General features: G+C 56.6%; 22 protein-coding genes and 1 pseudogene. 17 read left to right on the top strand and 6 right to left on the bottom strand.

The window, feature by feature from the left end:
* Positions 1-18: 18 nt before the first annotated feature.
* From gyrB to dnaA, 4 genes are all read right to left on the bottom strand, one after another.
* A complete protein-coding gene (gene gyrB / locus ACUNV4_RS19405; RefSeq protein ID WP_430880257.1) occupies positions 19-2430 on the bottom strand; it encodes a DNA topoisomerase (ATP-hydrolyzing) subunit B in 2412 nt (803 codons plus the stop codon).
* Positions 2431-2460: 30 nt separating this feature from the next.
* Positions 2461-3537, bottom strand: coding sequence for a DNA replication/repair protein RecF (gene recF, locus ACUNV4_RS19400; RefSeq protein ID WP_430880256.1), 1077 nt, complete (start codon positions 3535-3537; stop codon positions 2461-2463).
* Positions 3534-4640 (bottom strand): DNA polymerase III subunit beta, encoded by a 1107-nt coding sequence (gene dnaN, locus ACUNV4_RS19395; protein ID WP_430880255.1) that lies wholly within the window; start codon positions 4638-4640, stop codon positions 3534-3536. Before dnaN ends, recF begins: the two co-directional genes overlap by 4 nt.
* Before the next feature lie 264 nt (positions 4641-4904).
* Positions 4905-6299, bottom strand: a complete 1395-nt coding sequence (gene dnaA, locus ACUNV4_RS19390; RefSeq protein ID WP_430880254.1) for a chromosomal replication initiator protein DnaA — start codon at positions 6297-6299, stop codon at positions 4905-4907.
* Between the two features lie 556 nt (positions 6300-6855).
* Between dnaA and rpmH the strand changes: the two genes are divergently transcribed.
* The 5 genes from rpmH to mnmE all read left to right on the top strand — a co-directional run bounded on the left by rpmH (position 6856) and on the right by mnmE (position 10993).
* A complete protein-coding gene (gene rpmH, locus ACUNV4_RS19385) occupies positions 6856-6990 on the top strand; it encodes a 50S ribosomal protein L34 (RefSeq protein WP_430880253.1) in 135 nt (44 codons plus the stop codon).
* A 74-nt stretch (positions 6991-7064) separates the two neighbouring features.
* Positions 7065-7469: a ribonuclease P protein component gene (rnpA, locus tag ACUNV4_RS19380; protein WP_430880252.1), complete on the top strand. Its 405-nt coding sequence runs from the start codon at positions 7065-7067 to the stop codon at positions 7467-7469.
* Positions 7470-7472: 3 nt separating this feature from the next.
* Positions 7473-7757: a membrane protein insertion efficiency factor YidD gene (gene yidD / locus ACUNV4_RS19375; protein ID WP_430880251.1), complete on the top strand. Its 285-nt coding sequence runs from the start codon at positions 7473-7475 to the stop codon at positions 7755-7757.
* On the top strand, positions 7757-9595 hold the full coding sequence (gene yidC / locus ACUNV4_RS19370; RefSeq protein ID WP_430880250.1) for a membrane protein insertase YidC: 1839 nt from the start codon (positions 7757-7759) through the stop codon (positions 9593-9595). Before yidD ends, yidC begins: the two co-directional genes overlap by 1 nt.
* A gap of 57 nt (positions 9596-9652) precedes the next feature.
* The gene (mnmE, locus tag ACUNV4_RS19365) at positions 9653-10993 is read left to right on the top strand and encodes a tRNA uridine-5-carboxymethylaminomethyl(34) synthesis GTPase MnmE (RefSeq protein WP_430880249.1); all 1341 of its coding nucleotides are present in this window, start codon (positions 9653-9655) and stop codon (positions 10991-10993) included.
* Positions 10994-11173: 180 nt separating this feature from the next.
* Here the strand turns inward: mnmE and ACUNV4_RS19360 are convergent, their stop codons facing one another.
* Positions 11174-11767 (bottom strand): glutathione S-transferase family protein, encoded by a 594-nt coding sequence (locus tag ACUNV4_RS19360; RefSeq protein ID WP_430880248.1) that lies wholly within the window; start codon positions 11765-11767, stop codon positions 11174-11176.
* 77 nt (positions 11768-11844) lie between these two features.
* Between ACUNV4_RS19360 and ACUNV4_RS19355 the strand changes: the two genes are divergently transcribed.
* The gene (locus ACUNV4_RS19355) at positions 11845-12552 is read left to right on the top strand and encodes a helix-turn-helix transcriptional regulator (protein WP_430880247.1); all 708 of its coding nucleotides are present in this window, start codon (positions 11845-11847) and stop codon (positions 12550-12552) included.
* Between the two features lie 23 nt (positions 12553-12575).
* On the opposite strand, the gene ACUNV4_RS19350 is transcribed toward ACUNV4_RS19355, so the two are convergent.
* The gene (locus ACUNV4_RS19350) at positions 12576-14459 is read right to left on the bottom strand and encodes an ABC transporter transmembrane domain-containing protein (RefSeq protein ID WP_430880246.1); all 1884 of its coding nucleotides are present in this window, start codon (positions 14457-14459) and stop codon (positions 12576-12578) included.
* A 192-nt stretch (positions 14460-14651) separates the two neighbouring features.
* Here ACUNV4_RS19350 and mnmG point away from each other — a divergent pair, with 192 nt between their 5' ends.
* The 11 genes and pseudogenes from mnmG (at position 14652) to atpG (ending at position 25143) form a co-directional block, all read left to right on the top strand.
* Positions 14652-16562: a tRNA uridine-5-carboxymethylaminomethyl(34) synthesis enzyme MnmG gene (mnmG, locus tag ACUNV4_RS19345; RefSeq protein ID WP_430880245.1), complete on the top strand. Its 1911-nt coding sequence runs from the start codon at positions 14652-14654 to the stop codon at positions 16560-16562.
* Between the two features lie 25 nt (positions 16563-16587).
* Entirely contained in the window at positions 16588-17262 is a 675-nt protein-coding gene (rsmG, locus tag ACUNV4_RS19340; protein WP_430880244.1) for a 16S rRNA (guanine(527)-N(7))-methyltransferase RsmG, read from the top strand.
* 17 nt (positions 17263-17279) lie between these two features.
* A pseudogene (locus ACUNV4_RS19335) lies at positions 17280-18059 on the top strand (ParA family protein); the annotation flags it as partial.
* 370 nt (positions 18060-18429) lie between these two features.
* Positions 18430-19632, top strand: a complete 1203-nt coding sequence (locus tag ACUNV4_RS19330; RefSeq protein WP_430880243.1) for a ParB/RepB/Spo0J family partition protein — start codon at positions 18430-18432, stop codon at positions 19630-19632.
* A gap of 268 nt (positions 19633-19900) precedes the next feature.
* Entirely contained in the window at positions 19901-20272 is a 372-nt protein-coding gene (locus ACUNV4_RS19325) for an ATP synthase subunit I (protein WP_430880242.1), read from the top strand.
* Positions 20273-20333: 61 nt separating this feature from the next.
* Positions 20334-21179, top strand: a complete 846-nt coding sequence (atpB, locus tag ACUNV4_RS19320) for a F0F1 ATP synthase subunit A (RefSeq protein WP_430880241.1) — start codon at positions 20334-20336, stop codon at positions 21177-21179.
* A gap of 63 nt (positions 21180-21242) precedes the next feature.
* Entirely contained in the window at positions 21243-21500 is a 258-nt protein-coding gene (gene atpE, locus ACUNV4_RS19315) for a F0F1 ATP synthase subunit C (protein ID WP_088921587.1), read from the top strand.
* Positions 21501-21531: 31 nt separating this feature from the next.
* A complete protein-coding gene (locus tag ACUNV4_RS19310; RefSeq protein WP_430880240.1) occupies positions 21532-22002 on the top strand; it encodes a F0F1 ATP synthase subunit B in 471 nt (156 codons plus the stop codon).
* A gap of 116 nt (positions 22003-22118) precedes the next feature.
* Positions 22119-22652 carry a F0F1 ATP synthase subunit delta gene (locus ACUNV4_RS19305; protein WP_430880239.1) on the top strand — a complete coding sequence of 178 codons (534 nt, stop codon included), beginning with the start codon at positions 22119-22121 and terminating at the stop codon, positions 22650-22652.
* A 76-nt stretch (positions 22653-22728) separates the two neighbouring features.
* On the top strand, positions 22729-24273 hold the full coding sequence (gene atpA / locus ACUNV4_RS19300) for a F0F1 ATP synthase subunit alpha (RefSeq protein WP_430880238.1): 1545 nt from the start codon (positions 22729-22731) through the stop codon (positions 24271-24273).
* A 6-nt stretch (positions 24274-24279) separates the two neighbouring features.
* Positions 24280-25143: a F0F1 ATP synthase subunit gamma gene (gene atpG / locus ACUNV4_RS19295; RefSeq protein ID WP_430880237.1), complete on the top strand. Its 864-nt coding sequence runs from the start codon at positions 24280-24282 to the stop codon at positions 25141-25143.
* Position 25144 lies beyond the last annotated feature (1 nt).

Here is a 25144-nt window from a genome sequence, read left to right as displayed (position 1 = left end):
ACCAGGCAGGCCGGTTTTCTAGACGTCGAGGTTGGAGACCGACAAGGCATTGCGTTCGATGAAATCACGTCGGGGTTCAACCTGATCCCCCATCAGCGTATCGAAGACCTCATCGGCGGCAATGGCATCCTCGATGCTGACCTGCAGCATTCGCCGGGCTTCCGGATCCATCGTGGTTTCCCACAGCTGTTCCGGATTCATTTCGCCAAGTCCCTTGTATCGCTGGATGGTCAGACCGCGTTTGGATTCGGCAATCAGCCAGTCCATGGCTTCCTTGAAACTGCTGATCGGCAACTCGCGATCACCGCGGGCAACATAGGCGCCCTCTCCCAGCATGCCGACCAGCTTCTCGGCGAGTCTTGCCAGTGTGCGGTAATCCGGCGACTGGAAGAAACCGGGATCCAGCTGAATTTCCTTGTCATTGCCATGGACCCGTCGGACCAGTTGCAGGCCGTGCTTGCCGTCGCGTTCGACAGGTGACGATGAGTACTGCGATGTGACTGACAGTTGGCCATTCAAGGTGTCAACCAATTGGCGTCCGTATTCTGCCACCTTGTCAGCCGATGTCAGATCGTCTTCCGAGATGGGTGTCTGATTGATCATGGCCTCGAGCACGTCACGGTTGAAGCGGCGCTCCATCCGGTTCATCAGCAGTCCCACCCGCATGTATTCCTGGGCCAGCGATTCGAAGCCGGTATCGCTGATGGTGGGTGCATCCGCGGTGACGTGCAGCCGGGCACCATCCAGCGCCAGTTGCAGCAGGTAGGCATTGAGTTCGGCATCATCCTTGACGTATCGCTCCTGCTTGCCCTTCTTGACCTTGAACAGAGGTGGTTGAGCTATGTAGATGTGACCTCGACGGATCAGCTCTGGCATCTGGCGATAGAAGAAAGTCAGCAGCAGGGTCCGGATGTGTGAGCCGTCGACATCGGCATCGGTCATGATGACGATGTAGTGATAGCGCAACTTGTCGACATCGAATTCGTCACGACCGATGCCGCATCCCAGTGCGGTAATCAGGGTGCCGACTTCCGCGCTCTGCAGCATCTTGTCGAATCGGGCCTTCTCGACGTTCAGGATCTTGCCCTTGAGCGGCAATATGGCCTGTCGTCGTCGGTCACGCCCCTGCTTCGCGGACCCACCTGCCGAGTCTCCTTCCACCAGATAGATCTCGGATTTGGCCGGATCCTTTTCCTGGCAATCCGCCAGTTTTCCGGGCAATCCGGCAATGTCCAGAGCGCCTTTGCGACGGGTCATTTCCCGAGCCTTGCGAGCGGCTTCTCTGGCGCGTGCGGCGTCGATGATCTTGGCGGTGATTTCACGCGCTTCGTTGGGGTTTTCCTGCAGGAAGTCATGCATGAATTCGCCCAGCACGGATTCCACGATGCCCTTCACTTCGGATGACACCAGTTTTTCCTTGGTCTGTGAGGAAAACTTGGGATCCGGTACCTTGACGGACAGTACGGCAGTCAGTCCCTCGCGAGCATCGTCACCCGTGGCCGAGACCTTGGCCTTGCTGCTCACACCGCTTGCTTCCATGTACTGATTCAGCGTACGCGTCATGGCTGTGCGGAAACCCGCCAGGTGCGTACCGCCATCGCGTTGCGGAATGTTGTTGGTAAAGCAGAAGATGTTTTCCTGGTAGCTGTCGGTCCATTGCAGAGCAACTTCCACCGCGACGTCATCCTTGCTGCCCAGTGTATGGATCACAGTGCCATGAACCGGCGTCTTCTTGCGGTTCAGATGCTCCACGAATGCACTGATTCCACCTTCGTATTCGAAGGTATCTGTCTGATCGGTTCGTTCATCGGTGAGGATGATGCGAACACCACTATTCAGGAACGAGAGTTCACGCAGACGCTTGCGCAGAACCTCGTACTCGAAGTGAATGTTGCTGAAGGTGTCGGCACTGGGCTTGAAGTGAATTTTCGAGCCTGTCGTATCAGTCGGTTCTCCGACTTGAAGATCCGCAAGTGGCTTGCTTTCCCGGTATTCCTGCGTGTGAATGAATCCGTCGCGGTGAATGGTGAGTTTCAGCCATTCACTCAAGGCATTGACGACTGATATGCCCACGCCGTGCAAACCACCAGACACCTTGTAGGAATTGTCGTCAAATTTTCCACCCGCATGCAGCACCGTCATGATGACCTCTGCAGCGGATTTTCCTTCTCCTTCGTGAATATCGACGGGGATACCGCGTCCATCATCAGAGACACTGACTGATTCGTCGCTGTGGATCGTGACATTGATGGCACTGCAATGTCCTGCCAGGGCTTCATCGATGGAGTTGTCAACGACTTCGAACACCATATGGTGCAAGCCGGTTCCATCATCGGTATCGCCTATGTACATCCCCGGACGCTTGCGAACAGCGTCGAGTCCCTTGAGGACCTGGATACTGGTGGAGTTATAACTGGGAGAGTCGCTCATTCGTTCGGTCTTCGTAGCGTAACTTGTTAATCATACTACGTTTTTGAGACTACCGTGTTCCATGTGGAACACTGAGTGATCGTGATGACGCAGTACATCGAGGTCGACACCGGACACGAACACCTGCCCGTTCAATTTGAGAAGCTGGTTGATGATTTCACGAGAGTGTTCCGAATCCAGTTCAGAAGTCAGGTCGTCACAAAGGACAACAGCCTGGCGGGCATTCCGCTGTTCAAGAAGATCCAGTTGCGCAAGATGCAGTAAATAGACCAGGACCTTCTGCTGGCCCCTGGACAATATCTGCTTGGCGGCTGTTCCTTCAGTGGTCAGGGTCATCTCGGCTCGGTGGGGGCCATCGGTGGTGGTCTTCATGCGCCGGTGATAATCAAGATTTCTGGTCAACAGTTCTGCCAAAGAGAAATCGTCTGACCAACCGGGACGGTAGCCAAGTTCCACGTGGAACCTGGCATCCATGTCCTGCATTCGTTGTGTCAGAGCAACGGATAGTTCGCTGACATAGCGACTGCGAAATTGATCAATGGCTTCGGATGATTCGACAAACAGGGAATCCCACGTTTTCAGTTCTGCGGAAGAACCTGTGTCACGCAATAACTGATTCCGTTGGGATAAAGAACGCTTGAAATGTTTCCAGGTGTCGAGAAAGCCATGTTCCATGTGGAACACACCCCAATCCAGAAATTGACGACGCTCGTCGGGACCGTCCTGAATCAGTTTGTGACTATCAGGAGTCAGAGACTTTACGGGGAGTAATCGCGTGACTTCGGCGATGCTTTTGACTTCTTCGAAGTCTAGACGCAGCTCTACAGATCCATCGCGCTGTCGTGATAATCCGGTTCTGTGTTCGCGTGAGGTTTGAGGATCGGAGAACAGGGCAGTCAAGGTAAATGACTGAGCTTCTCGGTTGATCAACTCGCGTGCCTTTCGAGTGCGGAATGAATGTCCGGTTGAAAGGCACTGGATGGATTCGAGTATTGAACTCTTGCCTGATCCGTTGTTTCCAGTGATGAGATTCAGGCGAGGGTGGGGAGTCAGTGACAGTGTCTGAATGTTTCTGAAATCACTGACGTCCAGTTTGCCGAGAATCACAAACGCATCGGCATGACAACGTACTTGCTGTCACTGTTGGTTTCCGGTGTTATCAAGGCACTGCTGTTTCCGTCCTTGAGCAGAATTCGCGCGTTGACACTTTCCAGCGAGTTCAGGACATCCAGCAGATAGGTCACGTTGAAACCGATTTCTGCAGAATCCCCGGAGTAGTCGACTTCCAGTTCATCAATGGCTTCTTCCTGTTCAGGGTTGTTGCTGGAAATAGTGAGGGTGCCACTTTGAAGTGCGATTCGCACACCGCGGTATTTCTCGTTGGACAATACCGATGCACGAGTGAGTGACTGCTTCAGGGTCTGGCAATCGATCAGCAATTCCTTGTTGCCATCTATGGGAATGACGCGGTTGTAATCGGGAAAGCGACCGTCGATCAGTTTAGTGGTCAATCGAACCCCACCCACCTGAACCTGAAGATGCTGAGGTGTTACCAGTAGGGTCACGGGATCTTCGGATTCGACGCTGGCCAACAGGCGTTGCAATTCACCGACTGTCTTGCGAGGAATGATGGCTCTGACTGGGGTTTCGGGTTCGGCATCCGTTGCGCATTGAGCATAGGCCAGTCGATGTCCATCAGTGGCAACGCAGGAGAGTCGATCCGCACCGATTTCCAGCAGCATGCCATTCAGATAGAAACGCACATCCTGTTGTGCCATGGAGAAGGCTGTGTTCTTGATGCACTGCAATAAAACAGAGGCCGTCAAAATCACTTGTTGCGGTGCGTCAAGGGCATCGACATGAGGAAATTCGTTGGCAGGCAATGTAGCGAGCGTGAACTTGCTGCGACCGGATTTGAAGATGACCTTGTCACCCTGGAAATTGAAATCCACTCGAGCTGAATCCGGCAGATGTTTGCAGATTTCCAGCAATTTTCTGGCAGGCACCGTGGTAGAGCCGGTTTGATCGATATGCATTTCGACTCTTGCCTGCATTTCGATTTCCGAATCGGTAGCCGTCAGAGTCAGGTAGCCATCGTCGGCAACCATCAAGACATTGCCAAGTATTGGAGAGGTCTGTTTGCGTTCAACAGCGCCTACTACGTGCTGCAAAGGCGTCAGCAAAGTCTCGCGTTGTGCACTGAATTTCATGGCTGATAGAAAAAGGTGTGTTTGTATTGTGTGTTTATGTTTATTACTACTACTGCGGGCAAAGTCTGTGGATAACCGCTTTTTTAGTAATTAAAACAATCGCTTGTGGATAAAATTCGGTCTGTATAACTGGCTTGACTCAACACGCTCTTCCTGTGAGAGAAATGTGGATAAGTCAGAGCCTCTGATAGCTTGCACACATTGCTGATAAGTTATCCACAGGGTTATACCGGAAGACAGGGGTTCCTGAAAGGGTAGCTAACGTCAGCTGGAAAGAGTTCGCAGCAGATTACTGTAGTCCTCGCGAATGCCTTCATCGGATTCCTGCAGCTCTACCACCTTGCGACAGGCGTGCAATACGGTCGTATGGTCTCTGCCACCGAATGCCTTGCCGATCTCTGGCAGGCTCTTGCTGGTGAGTTCCTTGGCCAGGGCCATGGCAATCTGACGGGGTCTGGCAACGGATCGAGACCGGCTCTTGCCGGAGAGATCCGCCAGGCGGATGTTGTAATACTCGGCTACGGTCTTCTGGATGTTCTCGACGCTGACCGTCTTGGCCTGTACCGCCAGCAGATCTGCCAGGGCTTCGCGCGTGAAGTCGAGCGTAATGGGGGTGCCGATCAGCTGTGAGTTGGCGATGACACGCTTCAGCGCACCTTCCAGTTCACGAACATTGCTGCGAATGCGTTTGGCGATGAAGAAGCTGACTTCCGAGGGCAGGGTGACACCGCGCTGCTCGGCCTTGCTGTTGAGAATCGCGACTCGCATCTCCAGTTCCGGCGGTTCGATCGCCACGGACAGTCCCCAGCCGAATCGGGTCTTGAGACGTTCTTCGAGACCATTGATCTCCTTCGGGTAACGATCGCAGGTCAGAACGATCTGCTGATTTCCCTCGAACAGCGCATTGAAGTTGTGGAAGAACTCTTCCTGAGTCTGTTCCTTGCCTGCGAAAAACTGGATATCGTCGATCAGCAAGGCATCCAGCCCCCGGTAATAGGCCTTGAATTCATTCATCTTGCCATGCTGCAGTGCATGGACCATCTCATGCACATAGGTTTCCGAATTGATATAGGAGACTCTGGCATCGGGCTTGTTGGCCAGAATTTCGTTACCGATGGCCTGCATCAGGTGGGTCTTGCCCAGTCCGGAGGCCCCGTAGATGAGGTAGGGATTGTAGGCTGTGCCCGGACTGCCACCGATCTGCAGGGCAGCGGCGCGACCCAACTGATTGCTTTTCCCTGCGACCAGCGTGTTGAAGCTGAACTCGGGTTTCAGATGAGAGTCGACTGGCGGCGTGCTCTTGGCCACCTGTGAGTGAGCGGGGGCGGACATTCGTCCCGATTCGCGTTCACTGGCGCGAGAGGACGTGGTCGTCTCGTTCTTTTCCTGAAAGGCTTGCTGCGCCTCGTTCGGTTGACCCGATCCGATGACCAGCTTGACCTGAATATCTTCCGGTGCCGTCAGAGCACTGGCAATTTCCTGGATGCGGGCGTGGAAACTGCTTTGCACCATGTCCAGCACGAATCGATTCGGGGCCAGTATGCGTAGCTGGTCTGATTCATGCCAGGCTTGCAGCGGACGAATCCAGGTGTTGAGTTGCTGGTCGGATAGCTCTTCTTCGAGCTTCAACAGACAGCGATCCCAAAGTGGTGCTCTCAACTGTGTGATCTCCGAGGCATGACAGGGGTAGGCAGACGGCAATGCTCGGTTGACCGAGGTTTGTCTGCAGGGGGGAGTGAACTCTACGTAAGAGCAATCCAATATTCAACGTCTAATCTTACTCGATGTTTTGACGATGAATACGCCTGATGCACCAAAGGATCCGTGATTTCCCGATCTTTGCACAGGCTTTGTCCGCAAGGCGGACAAGGGGTCATTGTGTCGCTGTTCCTTTTCTTCGGTCCAGACCATGACTGTCAGCTCTGTTCGACTGTCTGAGCATCGTGGCGGAACTGAAATGCGACGCAGACGGCAAGTCGCCGATCGGATCGTGCCGTGCGGTGGCGACTGGCGTTGCCATTGCATGCAAGGCAGCCGCTCGGGAGACCCCCCGAGAACACTTGTCGCACCGACTTTTCCGGACCCCGAGCCGCTGCAGACGGTGTAGTGAAGATATTCCCCAGACATGGCTTGACCCAGAGACAAAGTCAGATTATGATTGGGGGTTCGTTAACGACACGCGCAGCCCACTGGCTGCTATTCGAGTACAGCCGACATGAAAAGAACGTATCAACCGAGCAAGATCAAGCGTGCTCGCACCCATGGATTCCGCGCACGCAAAGCCACTCGTGGTGGACGTGCAGTGCTGGCAGCACGCCGCCGCAAGGGCAGGGCTCGCCTTAGCGCTTGAGTCGTATGTTGACGTCGCAAACTGACGACGTGTCAGCTTGCGACTCTTCAGCATATGTCAGGCGGGAGGCTGAAGTGACTGCCTCCCGCAATAGTGTCGATCGATCCTTTCCTCGTTCTGCACGGCTGTTGACCGGAGCTGACTACAGTCAGGTCTTCAAACAGAACAAGCGTTACTCCGACAAGTACTGGACCATACTGGTCAGGCGGAATGAAAGTGGGCTGTCACGGTTGGGATTGGCCATCGCCAAGAAACGGGCAAAGAGAGCGGTTGATCGAAACAGGATCAAACGAGTTGCCAGAGAAGCCTTTCGTGAACAGCGACCATCATTGTCAGGACTGGAACTGGTTGTCATGAACCGGGATGCCGCCTGTCATGCCTCTGCTCGCGATCTGCGTGATGCAATCGACCGCCTGTTGAGCAAGATGGCCCGCACGGCACCCAGGCATGGACACCTCACGGTTCCCACGGATAACTGATCCGTGATTCTCCGGCTCATCGCTTTCTATCGCCGATGGGTGAGCCCATTGTTGCCACCTCGCTGCCGTTTTGTGCCTAGTTGTTCAGAATACGCTGCGGAAGCGATAGCAACTCACGGTACACTACGGGGCGGAAAGTTGGCGGTGCTGCGAGTGTGTCGCTGTCATCCTTTTCATCCGGGTGGCTTTGACCCGGTTCCGCAAACCAGAAATCACTTGGTGGGACAAGAAGAGTCTGTTCGTCCTGCCGATTCCGATTCCCCTTCACTCGACCAATTCAAGAGTTAATGGACACCCAACGACTGCTGTTGTACCTCGCATTCGGTTTTCTGAGTCTGATCATCTATCAGACGTGGATGCAGGATTACCACACACCGGCACCCGTGGTGCAAACCTCGACGGATACGCCCGGAGCCACACCCACGTCTGCTGACGGATTGCCCGGAAACAGTTCGGCGGCCAATGCCAACGACATGCCCGGGGCGGTGGCCGGACCAGTAGCAACACCTGTAGCGCCAACGGCCGCAGCGGATGTACCGGTGGTTTCCGTGAGTACCGATGTCTTCAATGCGACCATCAGCGCATTGGGTGCCACCATCACCGGTGTCGATCTGAAAGACTATCCGGTGTCCATCGAACAGCCAGATACGCCGTTCACTCTGGTCAGCGACGATCCACTGCATTACCTGGTGGCTGAATCGGGGTTGCAGGCGCGTGCCAATGAACCCGCACCGACGCATCGTGAACTGATGCAGGCAGCACAGGACAGTTACAACCTCGAGGATGGGCAGAACACGCTGGAAATACCTTTTGTCTGGGATTCCGGAAACGGCATTACCGTCACCAAGACGCTGACGTTCACCCGCGGCAGTTACGAGGTTGGCGTCAACTATCTGATCAACAACGCCTCGGACTCGGACTGGACGGTCAATCAGTATCGCCAGTTGAAGCGAAAGCCGGGTACCAAGGATGAGAAGCAACAGTTCGTCAATACCTATATCGGTGCGGTAGTCAGCAACGACGAAGAGCGCTATAGCAAGGTCAAGTTCGGCGACATGGAAGACGAGAATCTGAATGTATCGGTAACCGATGGTTGGGTTGCGATGATTCAGCATTACTTCGCCGCGGCCTGGATTCCCAAGGCGGGTGAGCAGAACACCGCATACAGTCGTTACCTTGCGCAAGAGAACCATTACCTGATCGGCATGGTGTCCGGCAGCCAGGTCGTACCGGCGGGTCAGCAGGGTACGTTCGAAACCAAGGCGTATATCGGTCCGAAGGTGCAGGACAAGTTGTCTGCTGCCGCCGAGCATCTGGAACTCACTGTCGACTTCGGTTGGCTGACCATCATCGCCCAGCCGCTGTTCTGGTTGCTGAAGACCATCCATGGTCTCATCGGCAACTGGGGGTGGGCCATCATCTTCACCACCTTCATCATCAAGGCGGTGTTCTACAAGCTCTCCGAAGCCAGTTATCGCTCCATGGCCAAGATGAAGCTGCTGCAGCCCAAACTGGCTTCACTGAAGGAACGCTATGGCGACGATCGCACCAAGATGGGCCAGGCGACGATGGAGCTGTACAAGAAGGAGAAGGTCAATCCACTGGGTGGCTGCTTGCCGATGATCATTCAGATACCGGTGTTCATCGCACTGTACTGGGCCCTGCTGGAAAGTGTCGAACTTCGTCAGGCCCCGTTCATGCTGTGGATCCAGGATCTGTCCCTGCGTGATCCGTTCTTCATCCTGCCCATCATCATGGCAGCCACCATGTACTTCCAGCAGAAGCTGAATCCGGCGCCGGTTGATCCCATCCAGGCCAAGGTGTTTCAGTTCCTGCCACTGATCTTCGGTGTATTCTTTGCCTTCTTCCCGGCTGGTCTGGTGCTGTATTGGGTGGTCAACAACAGTCTGTCCATTGCCCAGCAGTACTACATCACGCGGCATGTTCTGGCTGACGATACGGACAGCAAGAAAACGAAGAAGAAAGGCAAGAAGTCCGACAAGTCCGATAAGTCCGACACGGAGACAAAGGCTCTTGACGTCGACAAGCCGGAAGTCAGCGCCAACGATTCCGACAGCGAGCCTTCTACCGATGATTCCGACAAGGACGACAAGCCGTCCAGGTAGTCATTGGTTCCGGAACCGGGGCAGCCATCCGGCTGGTTCCCCGGTCTGGTTCGCGCGGTGAGCACTAGCGGCGATACGATCGCTGCCATTGCCAGCGGCACAGGACGTGCTGGCATCGGAGTGGTCCGTATCAGCGGGCCACTGGCTCCGGCGATGGGCAGGAGCATTTGTGACCGGGACTTGCCGGTTCGAGAAGCCTGCTATCTGCCGTTTCTGGCCGACAATGGCGAGGTGCTGGACAGAGGCATCGCCTTGTTGTTCGAGGCTCCCCATTCCTTTACCGGTGAACATGTGCTGGAATTGCAGGGACATGGTGGTCCTGTGGTGCTGGACATGATCATGCAGCGCGCGCTGCAACTCGGCGCACGTCCTGCCAGGCCGGGCGAGTTTTCGGAACGGGCCTTTCTCAACGAGAAACTGGATCTTGCTCAGGCTGAGGCCATCAGCGATCTGATCGACAGCAGCAGTGTGGCTGCCGCGCGAGCCGCCGTACGATCCCTGAGCGGTGAATTCTCCGCGCATGTGGCAATCATTCAGGAAGAACTGATAGCGCTGCGCGTCTGGCTGGAAGCCGCACTGGATTTCAGTGAGGAGGAGATCGATTTTCTGGCGGAACCGGTTCTGCAGCAGCGAACCATCAATCTGATCAGCCAGTTCGATAGTCTGTTGGCCAGAGCGGAGCAGGGCCAGCGTTTGCGCGACGGTCTGACCATCGTCATTGCTGGTGTCACCAATGCGGGAAAATCGAGCCTGTTGAATGCACTGGCAGGAGTCGAATCGGCCATCGTCACGGATATCGAAGGAACAACCCGAGATGTGCTGCGCGAAGAAATATCCATAGACGGTGTTCCGCTGCATGTGGTCGATACGGCCGGCCTGCGCAGCACCGAGGACCTGGTCGAGCTGGAAGGCATCCGGCGAGCCCGTGTACAGATGGACAATGCCGATCACGTGCTGGTGATCATCGATGCAACACGACCCGAATTGCCGCCAGTCGAACTGCCCGACAGGGTCGCTCAGAGCGTCATCATCAACAAGAGTGATCAGGTCGATGAGCACAGGCTGAGCGCGCTGCGGGACGAATACGGTGCCAGCTTGTGCATTTCAGCCAAACACGGGCAGGGTCTGGATGCGTTGAAGGCGCACCTGCTGTCATTGGCCGGACACGACAGTGCGGTTGAAGGTGTCTACAGCGCACGTCGGCGTCATCTCGATGCGCTGTATCACGCCCGCGAGGCAACAGATGCCGCCCTGTACCGTTTGCGAGAATCCACCATGCCGGAGCTGGCCGCAGAGGAATTGCGCCTGGCGCAGCAATCACTGGATCAGATCACCGGGCGTTTCGACAGTGAGGATCTGCTGGGTCGGATATTTTCCGACTTCTGCATCGGCAAGTAAGGGAGCTGCCACGGTCGATACCGGTCCATGATCGATCGACGCTGGTGGCGCTCGCCTTGACTGCCTGGCCGGCCCTTGATAACGCAAGTCTGGCAAGTCTGGCAAGTCGGGCGCAATCCCGACATTGCATTGTTCGCCTTGTCAGCTGGGCTTCAGCCGGATTGTGTGGCAGCGCTGTCTTTATTGTCCATCGAAAGCCGCAGCGGCGGCATTCGATGGTCGAGCTTCGCACCGTTTCAACCAGCCCTGGATTGATGGTACATCCGGGGCCAGATCCGGAAACCAGGCAAAGGGTGAAGCGACCAGAAGATCAGCGGCAGAGTACTCGGATCCCAACAGAAAGTCGTTGCTGTTCAACGTGTTCTCCAATTGCCGTTTGAGTTCCGGAACACCACGAAACGTACTGTCCAGAACCGGGTGACTCAGTTCGGCAAAGTGATGCACCAACACGGGTTCAACCACATTGCCGTAGTAGGCGAGCCAGCTGAGGTAGCTGCCTCTGCCGGCAGCGCCGACTACCGGGGCCAGTGCCGATGGAAACAGATCGGTCAGATACAGGATGATGGCATTGGATTCACGAATGATGCAGCCATCGTGAACCAGCACTGGCACCTTGCCTTCCGGGTGTGGGTTGTCGGGATCGACCTGGCCGGATCCATCCTGACGCGGAATCGTGACCTGTCGAATCTCGACCTGATCGAGCGCATCGAGTTCGTGCAGCAGTTGCATGATCCGCGTCGAGCGGGACATTGGCGAATGAAACAAGGTCAGCATGGCAATCCGATTCTCCCGATGGTGTGAATGCAGGTACAGTATGCAGCAGCCTCCTGTCAATTTCTGTCAGTAACCGCATGGCCCGTTCCGATCGACTATTGCGCCTGCTACAGGCAATACGAACCTTTCCACCGCCGGTAACTGCGGCCGTTCTGGCTCGGGAAACCGGTGTGTCGGAACGTACCCTGTACCGGGATATCAACAGCCTGCGTTTGTCGGGTGTCCTGATCGACGGTTCTCCCGGCTACGGTTATTGCCTGACGGAAGATCCTTCGCTGCCACCGCAGAATTTCTCCAGACTGGAAATCGAAGCGCTGGTACTGGGTCTGGGCTATGTGCGTTCACGCGGTGACGCAGCACTGGCAGAAGCCGGGCAGCTGGCACTGTCCAAGATTACTGCAACCCTGCCGGAGCGGTTGCAAAGGCAGGTAGCGCACGCGGTACTGAAAGTCTATCGACCCTGTCCGGCCCTGGAAGAGCCGGACGGGCCTACGCTGGAACTGATTCGGGAAGCCAGCTGGTCGGAAATGGCCTTGGACATGCGTTATCTATCGGCTACGGAGCAGCGTACCGAAAGACGCATATTTCCACTGTCGGTGGTTTATCTCGAAGAGTCCATCATGCTGCTTGCCTGGTGCAGATTGCGTCGAGATTTCCGCATGTTCCGCGTCTCACGCATTCTCGATGTCGCACCCAGCGACGAGAGCTTTCAACCCCGCCGCGCAAGCTTGCTGCGCGAATACCTGCAGCAACTGGCCAGCCGTGAGGATTCAGCCAGATTGTGATACGCAGCGACCCCACCGCCTGATCATCCAATGCCAGCCTCGGCGACCTTCAGGGACTTCGAGGCATCGAACTGCATGGATGCAAGTCTGGCATACAGCCCATTGCCGTTCAACAGCTCACGATGCGTGCCGGATTCGATGACTCGGCCCTGATCCAGTACCAGTATCCTGTCGGCATTGATGATGGTGGCAAGGCGATGAGCGATCACCAGCGTGGTCCGACCACTCATGGCTCGATCCAGTGCCATCTGCACCTTGCGCTCGCTTTCGGCATCCAGAGCACTGGTCGCTTCATCGAGCAATAATAGCGGCGGGTTCTTCAACAAGGCCCGCGCAATCGACAATCGCTGCCGTTGGCCACCGGAGAGGCGCACCCCTTTCTCCCCCAGATACGTGTTGAAACCGGCCGGCAGACGCTCGATGAATTCCAGTGCCTGCGCATCGCTGGCCGCCTGCCTGACTTCCTCGTCGCTGGCATCCGGCTTGCCGTAACGCAGATTGGTGGCAACATCCTCCGAGAACACGACACTATCCTGTGACACGAAGCCGATGGCATCGCGCAGTTCGTGCAACTGCAAGTCGGCGATCGGCGTGCCATCGAACGTGATGCTGCCCGTCAGCGGGTCATGGAAACGCAGCAGCAATTGCAATACGGTTGTCTTGCCGGCACCCGAAGGTCCGACCAGTGCGATCGTCTGGCCCGGTTCCAACGTGAAGTCCAGATCGGACAGTGCCAGCTCGTCTGGCCGACTGGGATATCTGAACGACACTTCATTGAACGCTATCCTGGCACCGGCTGCGCCATTCGCAGGTTTTTCCAGATGACGGTTGCCGGATATGATGCCTGGTCGGGCATCCAGCAATTCCAGCAGGCGCTCGGTGGCACCGGCAGCGCGTTGCACATCACCCAGAACCTCGGCCAGCGCACCCGTGGAGCCGGCAACCAGTGCGGCATACAGCATGAATTGCGTCAACAGGCCGGGTGACATGCGGCCCTCGAGCACCGCCTGAGCGCCCAGCCACAGCACGAAGACGATGCAGCCGAAAACCAGAGTGATGGCCAATGCGGTCAGGTAGGAGCGGTTGCGATTGCGCCGGATCGCGCTGTGGAAAGCGGCATTCGTGGCAACCTGGTAACGACTGCTTTCCATGTCCTCGCGCACATAGCTCTGCACGGTCGACATGGCATTGAGTGTTTCATTGGCCAGCGCACCGGTATCTGCCAGACGATCCTGACTGTCGCGGGAGAGTTTGCGAACGCGGCGACCGAACACCAGAATGGGCACGACCACGACCACCAGCAGCCCGACGATGATGCTGGCCAGTTGCGGGCTTGACCAGATCATCATCAGCAAGGCGCCGATGAACAGCAGGCTGTTGCGCAAGCCCAGTGAAATGCTGGAGCCGATCAGCGATTGAATGAGGGTGGTGTCGCTCGACAAGCGAGACTGGACTTCACCGGTGCGCAGGGTTTCGAAGAACACCGGGTCTTGCCGCAATACCTGGTCATAGACCGCCTGGCGCAGGTCGGCCGTGATGCGATCACCCAGCCAGGCGACGCAGTAATAGCGCACGGCTGTGGCCACGGCCAGAACCAGAGCCACCGCAAACAGTGCCAGAAACACGCTGTTGACATGCCCGGCATCGATGGCGCTCCCGAGCGCGGCGTCCGGTTGGCTGAAACCACGGTCGATCAGAAAGCGGAATGCGGTGGGGATGGTGAGCGTGGCAGCGGCCGCAATCAGCAAGGCCGTGCCTGCGAGCATGACGCGCCCGCGGTAAGGTGCCAGAAAGGGCTGCAGTCGGAACAGGGTTTTCCACGCAGAGCGATGCGACGCCGCTGACGCCTCCCTGCTGTTGTTTTCATCGACGTCTGACACGGTATGCGGGCACTCGTTATGGAGCATGACTGGTGCGGTGCCTGCTGACGGGCCTCCGCCTGAAATTCGCCGACACGGGTGCATCAGGTGTGGATGTCGGTGACAAAACATGCAGAGTATGGGGGCTGTGCGAGGTGTGGCAAGGTTCCGCGTGCCCGGAGCGCTTTCTTTCAGCCCCCTTGGCCTTATAATGGCAGGCTGTAGCGAGTGAGCACTGACATGCAGTACCCAACAGTTTTTGACGTGATCGTGGTCGGTGGTGGCCATGCCGGCACAGAGGCCGCTCTGGCGGCTGCGCGTTCGGGCGCCAGCACACTGCTGCTGACCCACAATATCGATACCCTGGGCCAGATGAGCTGCAATCCGGCCATCGGTGGTATCGGCAAGGGCCACCTGGTTCGTGAAATAGACGCGCTGGGCGGGGCCATGGCCAAGGCGGCTGACCAGGCCGGTATCCATTTCAGAACGCTGAATTCGCGCAAGGGGCCGGCGGTTCGTGCCACACGGGCACAGGCGGACCGCCAGCTGTATCGCGTAGCCATTCGCAGGATCATCGAGAACCAGCCGAACCTGACTCTGTTCCAGCAGGCCGTGGACGATCTGATCATGAGCCCGGAGTCCGCTGCCGGTTCCGGTGACGCACGCGTCACGGGCGTCATCACGCAGCTGGGGGTGCATTTTCAGGCGCGCAGCGTGGTCATGACGGTCGGTACCTTCCTGGCTGGCAAGATTCACGTGGGCGAGGCCAATCATGCCGCTGGCCGTGCCGGAGATCCGCCTGCAATGACGCTGGCACAACGCATGCGCGACATGCCGTTCGAGATCGGTCGCCTGAAGACCGGTACGCCGCCGCGAATCGACGGTCGCAGCATCGACTACAGCACGCTGCAGGCACAACCCGGTGACTCACCAAGACCGGTGTTCTCCTATCTGGGCAGCACCGCTGATCATCCCGAGCAGGTGCATTGCCACATCACCGAAACCAACCAGCGTACCCACGACATCATTCAGGGTGCCCTGCATCGCTCGCCGTTGTTCTCGGGCGATATCGAAGGGGTCGGACCACGCTACTGTCCGTCCATCGAGGACAAGGTGGTGCGTTTCAGCGACAAGGATTCGCATCAGATCTTCATCGAACCGGAAGGCCTGAATACCCATGAGGTCTATCCCAACGGGATTTCCACCAGTCTGCCCTTCGATGTGCAGATCGACTATGTGCAATCCATTCGCGGGTTCGAAAAGGCCCACATCACACGTCCCGGTTATGCCATCGAATACGATTTCTTCGACCCGAGAGGCTTGCGTGCATCCCTGGAGACCAAGACCGTCAATGGTCTGTTCTTTGCCGGGCAGATCAATGGCACCACCGGTTATGAAGAGGCAGCCGCACAGGGTCTGGTGGCTGGTCTGAATGCCGCCCGGCAGGTGCGGGACGAAGCGCCCTGGACGCCCAGACGCGATGAGGCCTATATCGGTGTTCTCATCGATGATCTGATCACCCGGGGCACACGTGAACCGTATCGCATGTTCACCAGTCGCGCCGAATATCGTCTGAAACTGCGTGAAGACAATGCCGATCTTCGTCTGACAGAGCTCGGCAGGGCAATGGGTCTGGTCGATGAGCATCGCTGGCAGGCCTTCAGCGAGAAGGCCGAGGCCATCGAATCGCTGAAAGCGGCTCTTCATGACCGCTGGGTACGTACCGGTACACCGGAGGCAGCTACGCTGATCGAGCGCACCGGCATGAAACTGGCGCGAGAACGACGGTTCACCGAATTGCTGAAGATGCCGGAAATTCATCTGGCCGAACTGCTGGACATCGCTGCCCCCGAGCTGTCCGATCTGCCGCCGCAGGTGGTGGAACAGGTCGAGATTCAGGGCAAGTACGCCGGTTATCTGGATCGCCAGCAGGCGGATATCGACAAGGCACTGACACAACAGGAAATCCGATTGCCCGACTCCCTCGATTACAGCGACGTGGTCGGTCTGTCCAACGAGGTGCGTCAGAAATTCAGCGAGAACCGTCCAGGCACCATTGGTCAGGCGTCGCGTATTTCCGGTGTCACCCCGGCGGCCATTTCACTGCTCCTGGTGCATCTGAAAAAGCAGTCATTGAAGCAAAGTGCCTGAAACCACTGGCGGATCGAAACCGAACGTGAGTCCTGACAGTCATCTGCGTGAAGCACTGGATCGAGGTCTGCGGACACTGGCCCATGCCGGTACGCCGGTTGGGGATATCGGCGAACAGGAGCGCGATCGTCTGATCCGGCTGGTGGCATTGCTGGGCAAGTGGAACAAGGTCTACAACCTGACAGCGGTCAGGGATGCGCGGCAGATGGTCGACCGGCATCTGCTGGACAGTCTGGTGATGACTCGCTGGCTGCCGGATGCGCAGGCAGGCGATCCAGCGGTGTACGACGTCATGGACGTGGGGACCGGGGCCGGTCTGCCGGTGTTGCCACTGGCGCTGGTTCGCCCGGATCTGCGTTTTCTGTCGGTGGAATCCAATGGCAAGAAAACCCGATTCCAGCAACAGGCCGTCCTCGAACTGGGACTGACCAATGTCACCGTGCTGCAGGAGCGCATCGAGAACGTGAACGATCGCGCACGGCTGGTTCTCTCCAGAGCCTTTACGGCGCCGGTGGATTTTCTGCGTATCGCGCAGGCGCTGTGTGTGCCCGAGGGCAAGGTTGCCGTCATGCTGGGACGAGCCGAACGCCTGCCTGACAGCCTGCAGCCTCATTACGAGTTGCGGGAACTGGTGGAAGTCGCGGTCCCTGGCACGGATTCGGCGCGACATGTCGCCCTGTGCCAACGACAGTACGGATAATGGATTACACTGCGCCAATGAGTCGAATCATCGCCGTAGCCAACCAGAAGGGTGGGGTTGGAAAAACCACAACGACAGTCAATCTGTCTGCTGCGCTTGCCAGTATGCAAAAGCGCGTGCTGCTCATCGACCTCGATCCTCAGGGCAATGCCACGATGGGCTGTGGCATTGACAAGTACGAGGTCGAGGCGGGAATTTTTGAAGTACTGGTCGATGGCATGTCGGTGCCCGAGGCCAGCCAGAAATCACCGGAAAACGGCTGTGACGTGCTGCCCGCCAATTCGGATCTGACCGCGGCTGAAATCGAGCTCATGAACATGGAGCAGCGTGAACAACGTCTGCATCAGGCCCTGGAAGCCGTTCGTCAGGATTACGACTTCGTGCTGATCGACTGCCCTCCGTCCCTGAATATCCTGACCTTGAATGCATTCGTGGCGGCAGATAGCGTACTGGTGCCGGTGCAATGCGAATACTACGCACTGGAAGGTCTGTCGGCGCTGCTGGAGACCATCGAAGGGGTTCGCGAAAGCGTCAATCCCGATCTGGCCATCGAAGGCCTGCTGCGAACCATGTATGACGGTCGCAATCGTCTGGGCAGCGAAGTCTCGGCACAACTGATCGAACATTTCGGCGAGCAAGTCTTTCGTACCGTGGTACCACGCAATGTGCGGCTGGCCGAAGCGCCGAGTCATGGCATATCGATCATGGAATACGATGGCACTTCCCGGGGCGCTCTGGCCTATCTGGCCCTGGCTGGCGAAATCCTGCGTAATCGCAGCCGCGCTGCCCAGTCGGCAACCAGTACTGAGACAGCCGCAGCGGCAGTGGCTGCTGGCACGCAGAGCGATGCCGAAGCCGACCAGACTCAGCTGATCCAGCCACCGGGTAAGGAGAACGACTCGGCTGCCGAACCGGATGGAGAGGCCGGGCAGGGCACGGGCGGGCAGGAACAACCAGCGGTGGACGACGCTGCGAACCCGGCCGCTGGCGATACGACCGCGGAGGACTATCCGCAATCGGCAGAAATTGACAATGATGAGTCGGCATTCGCCAATGCCGAACACATCGATATCGGTGTGCCGGATCAGTCCGAGACCGGTTCCCGGGAAGAAGACGCCACAGATTCGTCCAGACACGCTACCTTGAAGCCAGATACCGAATCCGCCGATGGCTAAACGACCCCGCATGGGCCGCAATCTGGATGCCTTGCTGGGAGGGTCCACTCGCGAGCGAAAAGGCAGACAATCCAGTGCAGCGCAAGCTGCTGCAACGGAGCGTGCCGATGATTCCGGCGATACCATCACGGAGCAGGCTGATCAGACAGGCTCGGCTAACGATGGCGCTGCAACCGACCGCACGCTCACCGACCCTCAGGCGGATGCAGCAGATTTCGCGCTGACGCCGCCAGCCACGGCACCGAAGGAGGAAACAGCTGCCGAGGCGACCGTTACCCCTGTGGCCGAGCCGGCTGAGTCCGAGGCCGTGGACAATTCCGCGGCAGCGGCCGAGACCGCCTCGCAAGCTGCAGTTGCCAAGTCGAACCACGACGCCGCGAGGGCCGTGGCAGAGGAAGTCATTGCCGGTACCGATGATCGCTTTCGCATGGTCGGTGTGGACCAGATCCGTCGCGGCAGCTACCAGCCCAGACGACTGTTCGACAAGGAACTGTTGCAGGAGCTGGCTGACTCGATCAAGGCCGAAGGTCTGATCCAGCCCATTATCGTACGACCCTTTGCCGGTGCCTATGAGCTGGTGGCCGGAGAACGGCGCTGGCGGGCAGCACAACTGGCAGGCATGGCGGAGATTCCTGCCATCATTCGCGACATGCCGGACAAGTCCGTGGCAGCGGTCTCCGTCATCGAGAACATTCAGCGCAAGGATCTCAACCCGCTGGAGGAAGCTGCAGCCTTTGAGCGCCTGTGCGATGAGTTCGGCATGACGCACAAGGCGGTGGCCGAATCTGTAGGGCGTTCGCGGGCATCCGTGACAAACCTGATGCGATTGCTGGAGCTGCATGACGAGGTCAAGGTGCTGGTCGACAAGGGTGAACTCGAGATGGGACACGCCCGAGCGATACTGGGTGCGCCGAAGGATCGCCAGCATGGACTGGCCAAGGATGTGATCAAGCGTGGTCTGACGGTCAGAGCCGTTGAGAAACTGGTTCGTGAGATGACCGAGGAAGGCGACAAGGCGCAGGCTCGCAAATCCGCAACCATGGCCGATCCCGACATCGAGCGGCTGAGCAAGAAGCTCGGCGAGACACTGGGTGCGACCGTACGCATACAGCACAAGAGCAGCGGCCGCGGCAAGCTGGAGATCAATTACGCCTCGGTGTCCGAACTGCAAGGCATACTCGCCCATATCAAGTAGTGGTCAGGCGCCACCGGAGTGACACCCTTGCCAGCGTCAGGTATTTTCATGCACTGATGCCTGCAGCGCAGTGCTTGCCACGCCTTGTATTGACGCAGGCTATGATCAACAATTAGCCCGAATTGCGTCCTTCTGTTTGAAAACGCTGTTATAATTTCGCTGTTCGAAATCAGGTGTAGGACTTCACGTCAGGTCCTGAACCAAAGCAGATACCCAGGGCGGTGTAATGCAACAGGCTGAACGGCGGTTGCGCGTTATCAGGCTAATCTTGATCTGGCAACTCGTTGGTGCAGTGGTAGTAGGTTTAGCAGGTTTTTTCTGGAATCGGGATGTGGCTCTTGCGGCATTCCTGGGTGGGTTGACAGTCGTCCTGCCAAATTCCTATTTTGCCTATCGTGCCTTCCGGTATCGAGTGGCAAGAGCTGCACGATTGATTGTGCGGTCGTTTTACGCAGGGGCTGCGGGCAAGATGCTGCTTACAGCCGGTATGTTCACGTTGGTGTTCATCAACCTGAACCCGTTGAATGCTCCGGCAGTATTCATCGGCTTCGCATTGGTGCAGACACTCAGCTGGGTCGTGCCGTTGGTCATAAGCAGGCAGGAAGCTGCCGAAGTCAGTTTGAGTGTTTCAGAAAAATAAGTTGTAGTTGTAGAATTCAGTAGCCGTTATAGACTCCAGTCCAGACTCAAGCAACGAAACCATGGCCAGCAACAGCGCACCAACATCCACAGAGTATATTCAGCACCATTTGCAGAATCTGGTGTTCGGCTATCACCCTGAAAACGGCCTGGGCATTGCCCACAGTGGCACTGAAGCCGCGGAGATGGGGTTCTGGGCAATCAACCTGGATTCCATGTTCTTCTCCATCGTTCTGGGCGCGTTCTTCATCTGGTTGTTCAAGAAGGCTGCTGACAGCTTCACTTCCGGTGTCCCGGGACTGCTGCAGGCGTCCATCGAGGTCATTGTCGAATTTGTCGATACCAATGTGCGCGATACGTTTCACGCCAAGAACCCCATGATCGCGCCGATGGCGCTGACGATCTTCGTCTGGATCTTCCTGATGAACCTCATGGATCTCATCCCGGTGGACTTCGTGCCACGTCTGGGCGAAGCCATTGGTATCCCCTATCTGAAAATCGTACCGAGCACTGATGTCAACGTCACCATGGGCCTGTCGTTGTCGGTCTTTGCACTGATGATCTACTTCAGTATCAAGGTCAAGGGCGCCATGGGTTTCGTCAAGGAACTCACGCTCATGCCGTTTGGCAGCAGTAATCCTGTCATCCAGGCAATTCTCGTCCCGGTCAATCTGTTGCTGGAAGGTGTCAGTCTGATTTCGAAGCCCATTTCTCTGGCGCTTCGACTCTTCGGTAACATGTACGCGGGCGAGCTGATCTTCATTCTGATAGCGTTGCTGCCTTTCTGGGCTCAGTGGATGCTGTCAGTGCCCTGGGCGATCTTCCACATTCTTGTTATCACCCTGCAAGCGTTCATCTTCATGATGTTGACCATCGTCTACATGGCCATGGCGCACGAGCATCATTAAACGTAGTTTTTTCCACCAGTCCTACTCTTTACTTTTTAACCCTTTAAATCTCTTGGAGTTCTCATGGAAACTGTCGTAGCCTCAACTGCCATCGCCGTCGCGATCATGATCGGCCTAGCTGCTCTGGGTACTGCTATCGGCTTCGCGCTGCTTGGTGGTCGCTTTCTCGAAGGTGCAGCTCGTCAGCCTGAAATGGTGCCAATGCTGCAGGTCAAGATGTTCATCGTTGCGGGTCTGCTTGATGCGATTCCCATGATCGGTGTTGGTATCGCCCTGTTCTTCGTATTCGCTAACCCGTTTGTCGGCCAGATCGCAGGCTGATCAAACAATCGACTAACGAGAGGCAAGGCATATGAACCTGAACCTGACATTGCTCGGCCAGGCCATTTCGTTTGCCGTGTTTGTTCTCTTCTGCATGAAGTATGTCTGGCCACCGATTATCAATGGCCTGCGCGAAAGGCAGGCGATGATAGCGGGCGGACTGGCTGATGCTGAAAAAAGCTCCCAGAAGCGCGAAGAAGCAGAGGCTGAAATCGCTGCATTGCTTCAGGACGCCAAGGCGCAAGCAGCAGAGATAGTGGCTCAAGCACACAAACGTGGTAACGAGATGGTCGAATCATCCAAGGATGCAGCACGCACCGAAGGTGAAAGACTCAAGCAAAGTGCCCAGGCAGAAATCGATCAGGAAGTGGTCGGTGCAAAAGAAGGTCTGCGCAAGCAGGTTGGCTTGCTCGCTGTAGAAGGAGCAAGACGAATTCTTGGCAGTGAAGTTGATCAGGAAAAGCACAACGCGGTCATCGACGACCTCGTCAAGCAGATCTAGATCGACCGATACAACAGCGCAGGCACTACTGAATCGCGACCCGGGGAGTTCGTCTGTAAACCGGGTAGCACGAGATAGCGTCACAGAACAGCGGCAACGACAAGCAGGTACGAAACATGGCATCCGAATCGACAACAGCACGACCCTACGCTAGAGCCATTTTCGAACTGGCTTCAGAGCGCGGTGGCTATGACGAATGGTCAGGCCGTCTCGGTTACTGGGCATCGGTCGTTCAGGACGAGGCCATTCGTACTCGACTGGCTGAGCCTGGCATCACTGCCCAGGCGAAAGCCGATCTCATCGCGAAGGTGTCTGACGGGCTTGATGGCGACAGCCTCAACTTGCTGAAGATGCTTGCTGAAAACGACCGACTGGCTTCATTGCCGGACATGTATCAACAATACGAGCAGCTCCGGCGCGAAGCTCAGGGTGAAGAGGAAGCCCATGTCATCAGCGCGTACGCACTGACCGATGAGCAGGCCTCCAGCATTGAAGAAGCGCTGGGTAAAAGGCTCTCACGCAAGGTCAAGATCACCAGCGAGGTTGATCCTGATCTGATCGGTGGTGCCGTCATACGTGCCGGAGACCTGGTCATCGACGGATCCATTCGCGGCCGTCTAGCAGCACTGGAACAATCCGTCGCCAGCTGATGCACCTGATGTCAGGCAACTGACCGATGGCGCACGCTGACCCGACCCTGCAGATTTCAAGAGACTAAATAGACCCATGCAACAACTGAATCCATCCGAGATCAGTGACCTGATCCGGGAGAAAATCGGTAATACCGATACTGCTGCCAACGTTCGAACCGAAGGTACCATCGTCAGTCTGAATGACGGTATCGTTCGAATCCATGGCCTTACGGATGCACTGTCCGGTGAGATGATCGCGTTTGATGATGGCCTGTATGGTCTGGCATTGAACCTCGAACGTGACTCTGTCGGTGCGGTTGTACTCGGTAACTATGAACACCTGAAAGAAGGCGACAAGGTACGTTGCACCGGCAAGGTACTGGAAGTACCGGTCGGCAATGAACTGCTCGGTCGTGTGGTCAACGCTCTGGGTGAGCCCATCGACGGCAAGGGCCCCATCAACGCCGCACAGACTTCCCCGATCGAAAAGATTGCACCGGGCGTAATCGACCGTCAATCGGTTGATGAGCCGGTACAGACCGGTCTGAAAGCCATCGATGCGATGGTACCGGTTGGCCGAGGACAGCGAGAGCTGATCATCGGTGACCGCCAGACAGGTAAGACGGCAGTTGCCATCGACGCCATCATCAACCAGAAAGGCACAGGCATCAAATGTGTCTACGTGGCCATCGGACAGAAGCAGTCAACCATCGCCAACGTGGTATCGAAACTGGAAGAGCATGGTGCTCTGGAGAACACCATCGTTGTTGCAGCAGGCGCAGCGGATTCTGCAGCGATGCAGTTCGTCGCTCCTTACGCCGGTTGCACCATGGGTGAATACTTCCGTGACCGCGGTGAAGATGCTCTGATCGTTTATGACGATCTGACCAAGCAGGCCTGGGCATACCGTCAGGTATCTCTGCTGCTGCGTCGTCCTCCAGGTCGTGAAGCCTATCCCGGTGACGTTTTCTACCTGCATTCACGTCTGCTTGAGCGTGCTTCACGCGTCAATGCCGAGTACGTCGAGAAATTCACCAACGGTGAAGTGAAAGGCAAGACCGGTTCTCTGACTGCTCTGCCGATCATCGAAACTCAAGCGGGTGACGTATCGGCTTTCGTACCGACCAACGTCATCTCCATCACCGATGGTCAGATCTTCCTCGAAACCGATCTGTTCAACGCCGGTATTCGCCCAGCGATCAACGCTGGTCTGTCGGTATCGCGAGTTGGTGGTGCAGCACAGACCAAGATAATCAAGAAGCTCGGTGGTGGTGTTCGACTGGCACTGGCCCAGTATCGTGAACTGGCGGCATTTGCCCAGTTCGCATCCGACCTTGACGAAACGACCAGAAAGCAGATCGAACGTGGTCAGCGAGTGACCGAACTGATGAAGCAGAAGCAGTATGCGCCTCTGTCAATCGGGCAGATGGGTGTCTCTCTGTTCGCTGCCAACGAAGGTTACCTCGACGACGTGGCCGTCAACAAGATCGTGTCATTCGAAGAAGCAATGCATGACTACTTCGCTTCCAACCATCAGGAGCTGCTTGATCAGGTCAATGCATCCGGTGACTGGAACGACGATATCCAGGCAGCGTTCAAGAAGGGTCTTGATGCGTTCAAGGCTAGCGGAAGCTGGTAAGCGCTCATGGCTTCCGGTAAGGAGATACGCACGCAGATCAAGAGTATCCAGAATACTCAGAAGATCACCAAAGCCATGGAAATGGTAGCTGCGTCGAAAATGCGCAAGGCCCAGGATCGCATGCGTGCGAACCGGCCTTACTCGTTGAAGCTCAGGAAGGTAGTGGGTCATATTGCATCGGCCAGTGTCGAATACAAGCACCCCTACCTGATCGAACGTCCTGAGCCGAAGCGTGTTGGATATATCGTCGTGTCGACCGACCGCGGTTTGTGCGGCGGTCTGAACACCAATATATTCAAGACAGCGGTGAACTCCATGAAACAGTGGAGTGAGCAGGACATCGAAATCGATATCTGCACCATCGGCAAGAAAGCTCAGAATTTCTTCCGAGGTATTGGTGCCAATATCGTGGGTAGCACGACGGATCTGGGCGATGCCCCCGAACTGGCGACTCTTCTCGGTGCCATTCGAGTCATGCTGGACAAGTACGATGCCGGTGAGATCGACAGACTGTTCATCGTCGAGAACGAATTCATCAACACGATGACTCAGACACCGACAGTGACGCAACTGCTTCCTGCAGTGGCAACTCTGGAGAGCCACACGGATTACGGCTGGGACTATATCTACGAGCCCGATGCGGCTGAAGTCCTCGATCATGTGATGGAGCGATACATGGAGTCGCTGGTCTACCAGGCCGTTGTCGAGAACGTGGCCTGTGAGATGGCTGCTCGCATGATCGCGATGAAGAGTGCATCGGACAATGCAGGTGAGCTGATAGACGACTTGCAGCTGGTCTACAACAAGGCTCGTCAGGCGGCTATCACCCAAGAGATATCCGAGATCGTCGGCGGCGCTGCGGCTGTCTAGA

Source organism: Granulosicoccus sp. 3-233, from assembly GCF_052681095.1.
Note: the sequence above shows the minus strand (reverse complement) of the source record. Positions and strands in the feature narration are given on the sequence as shown.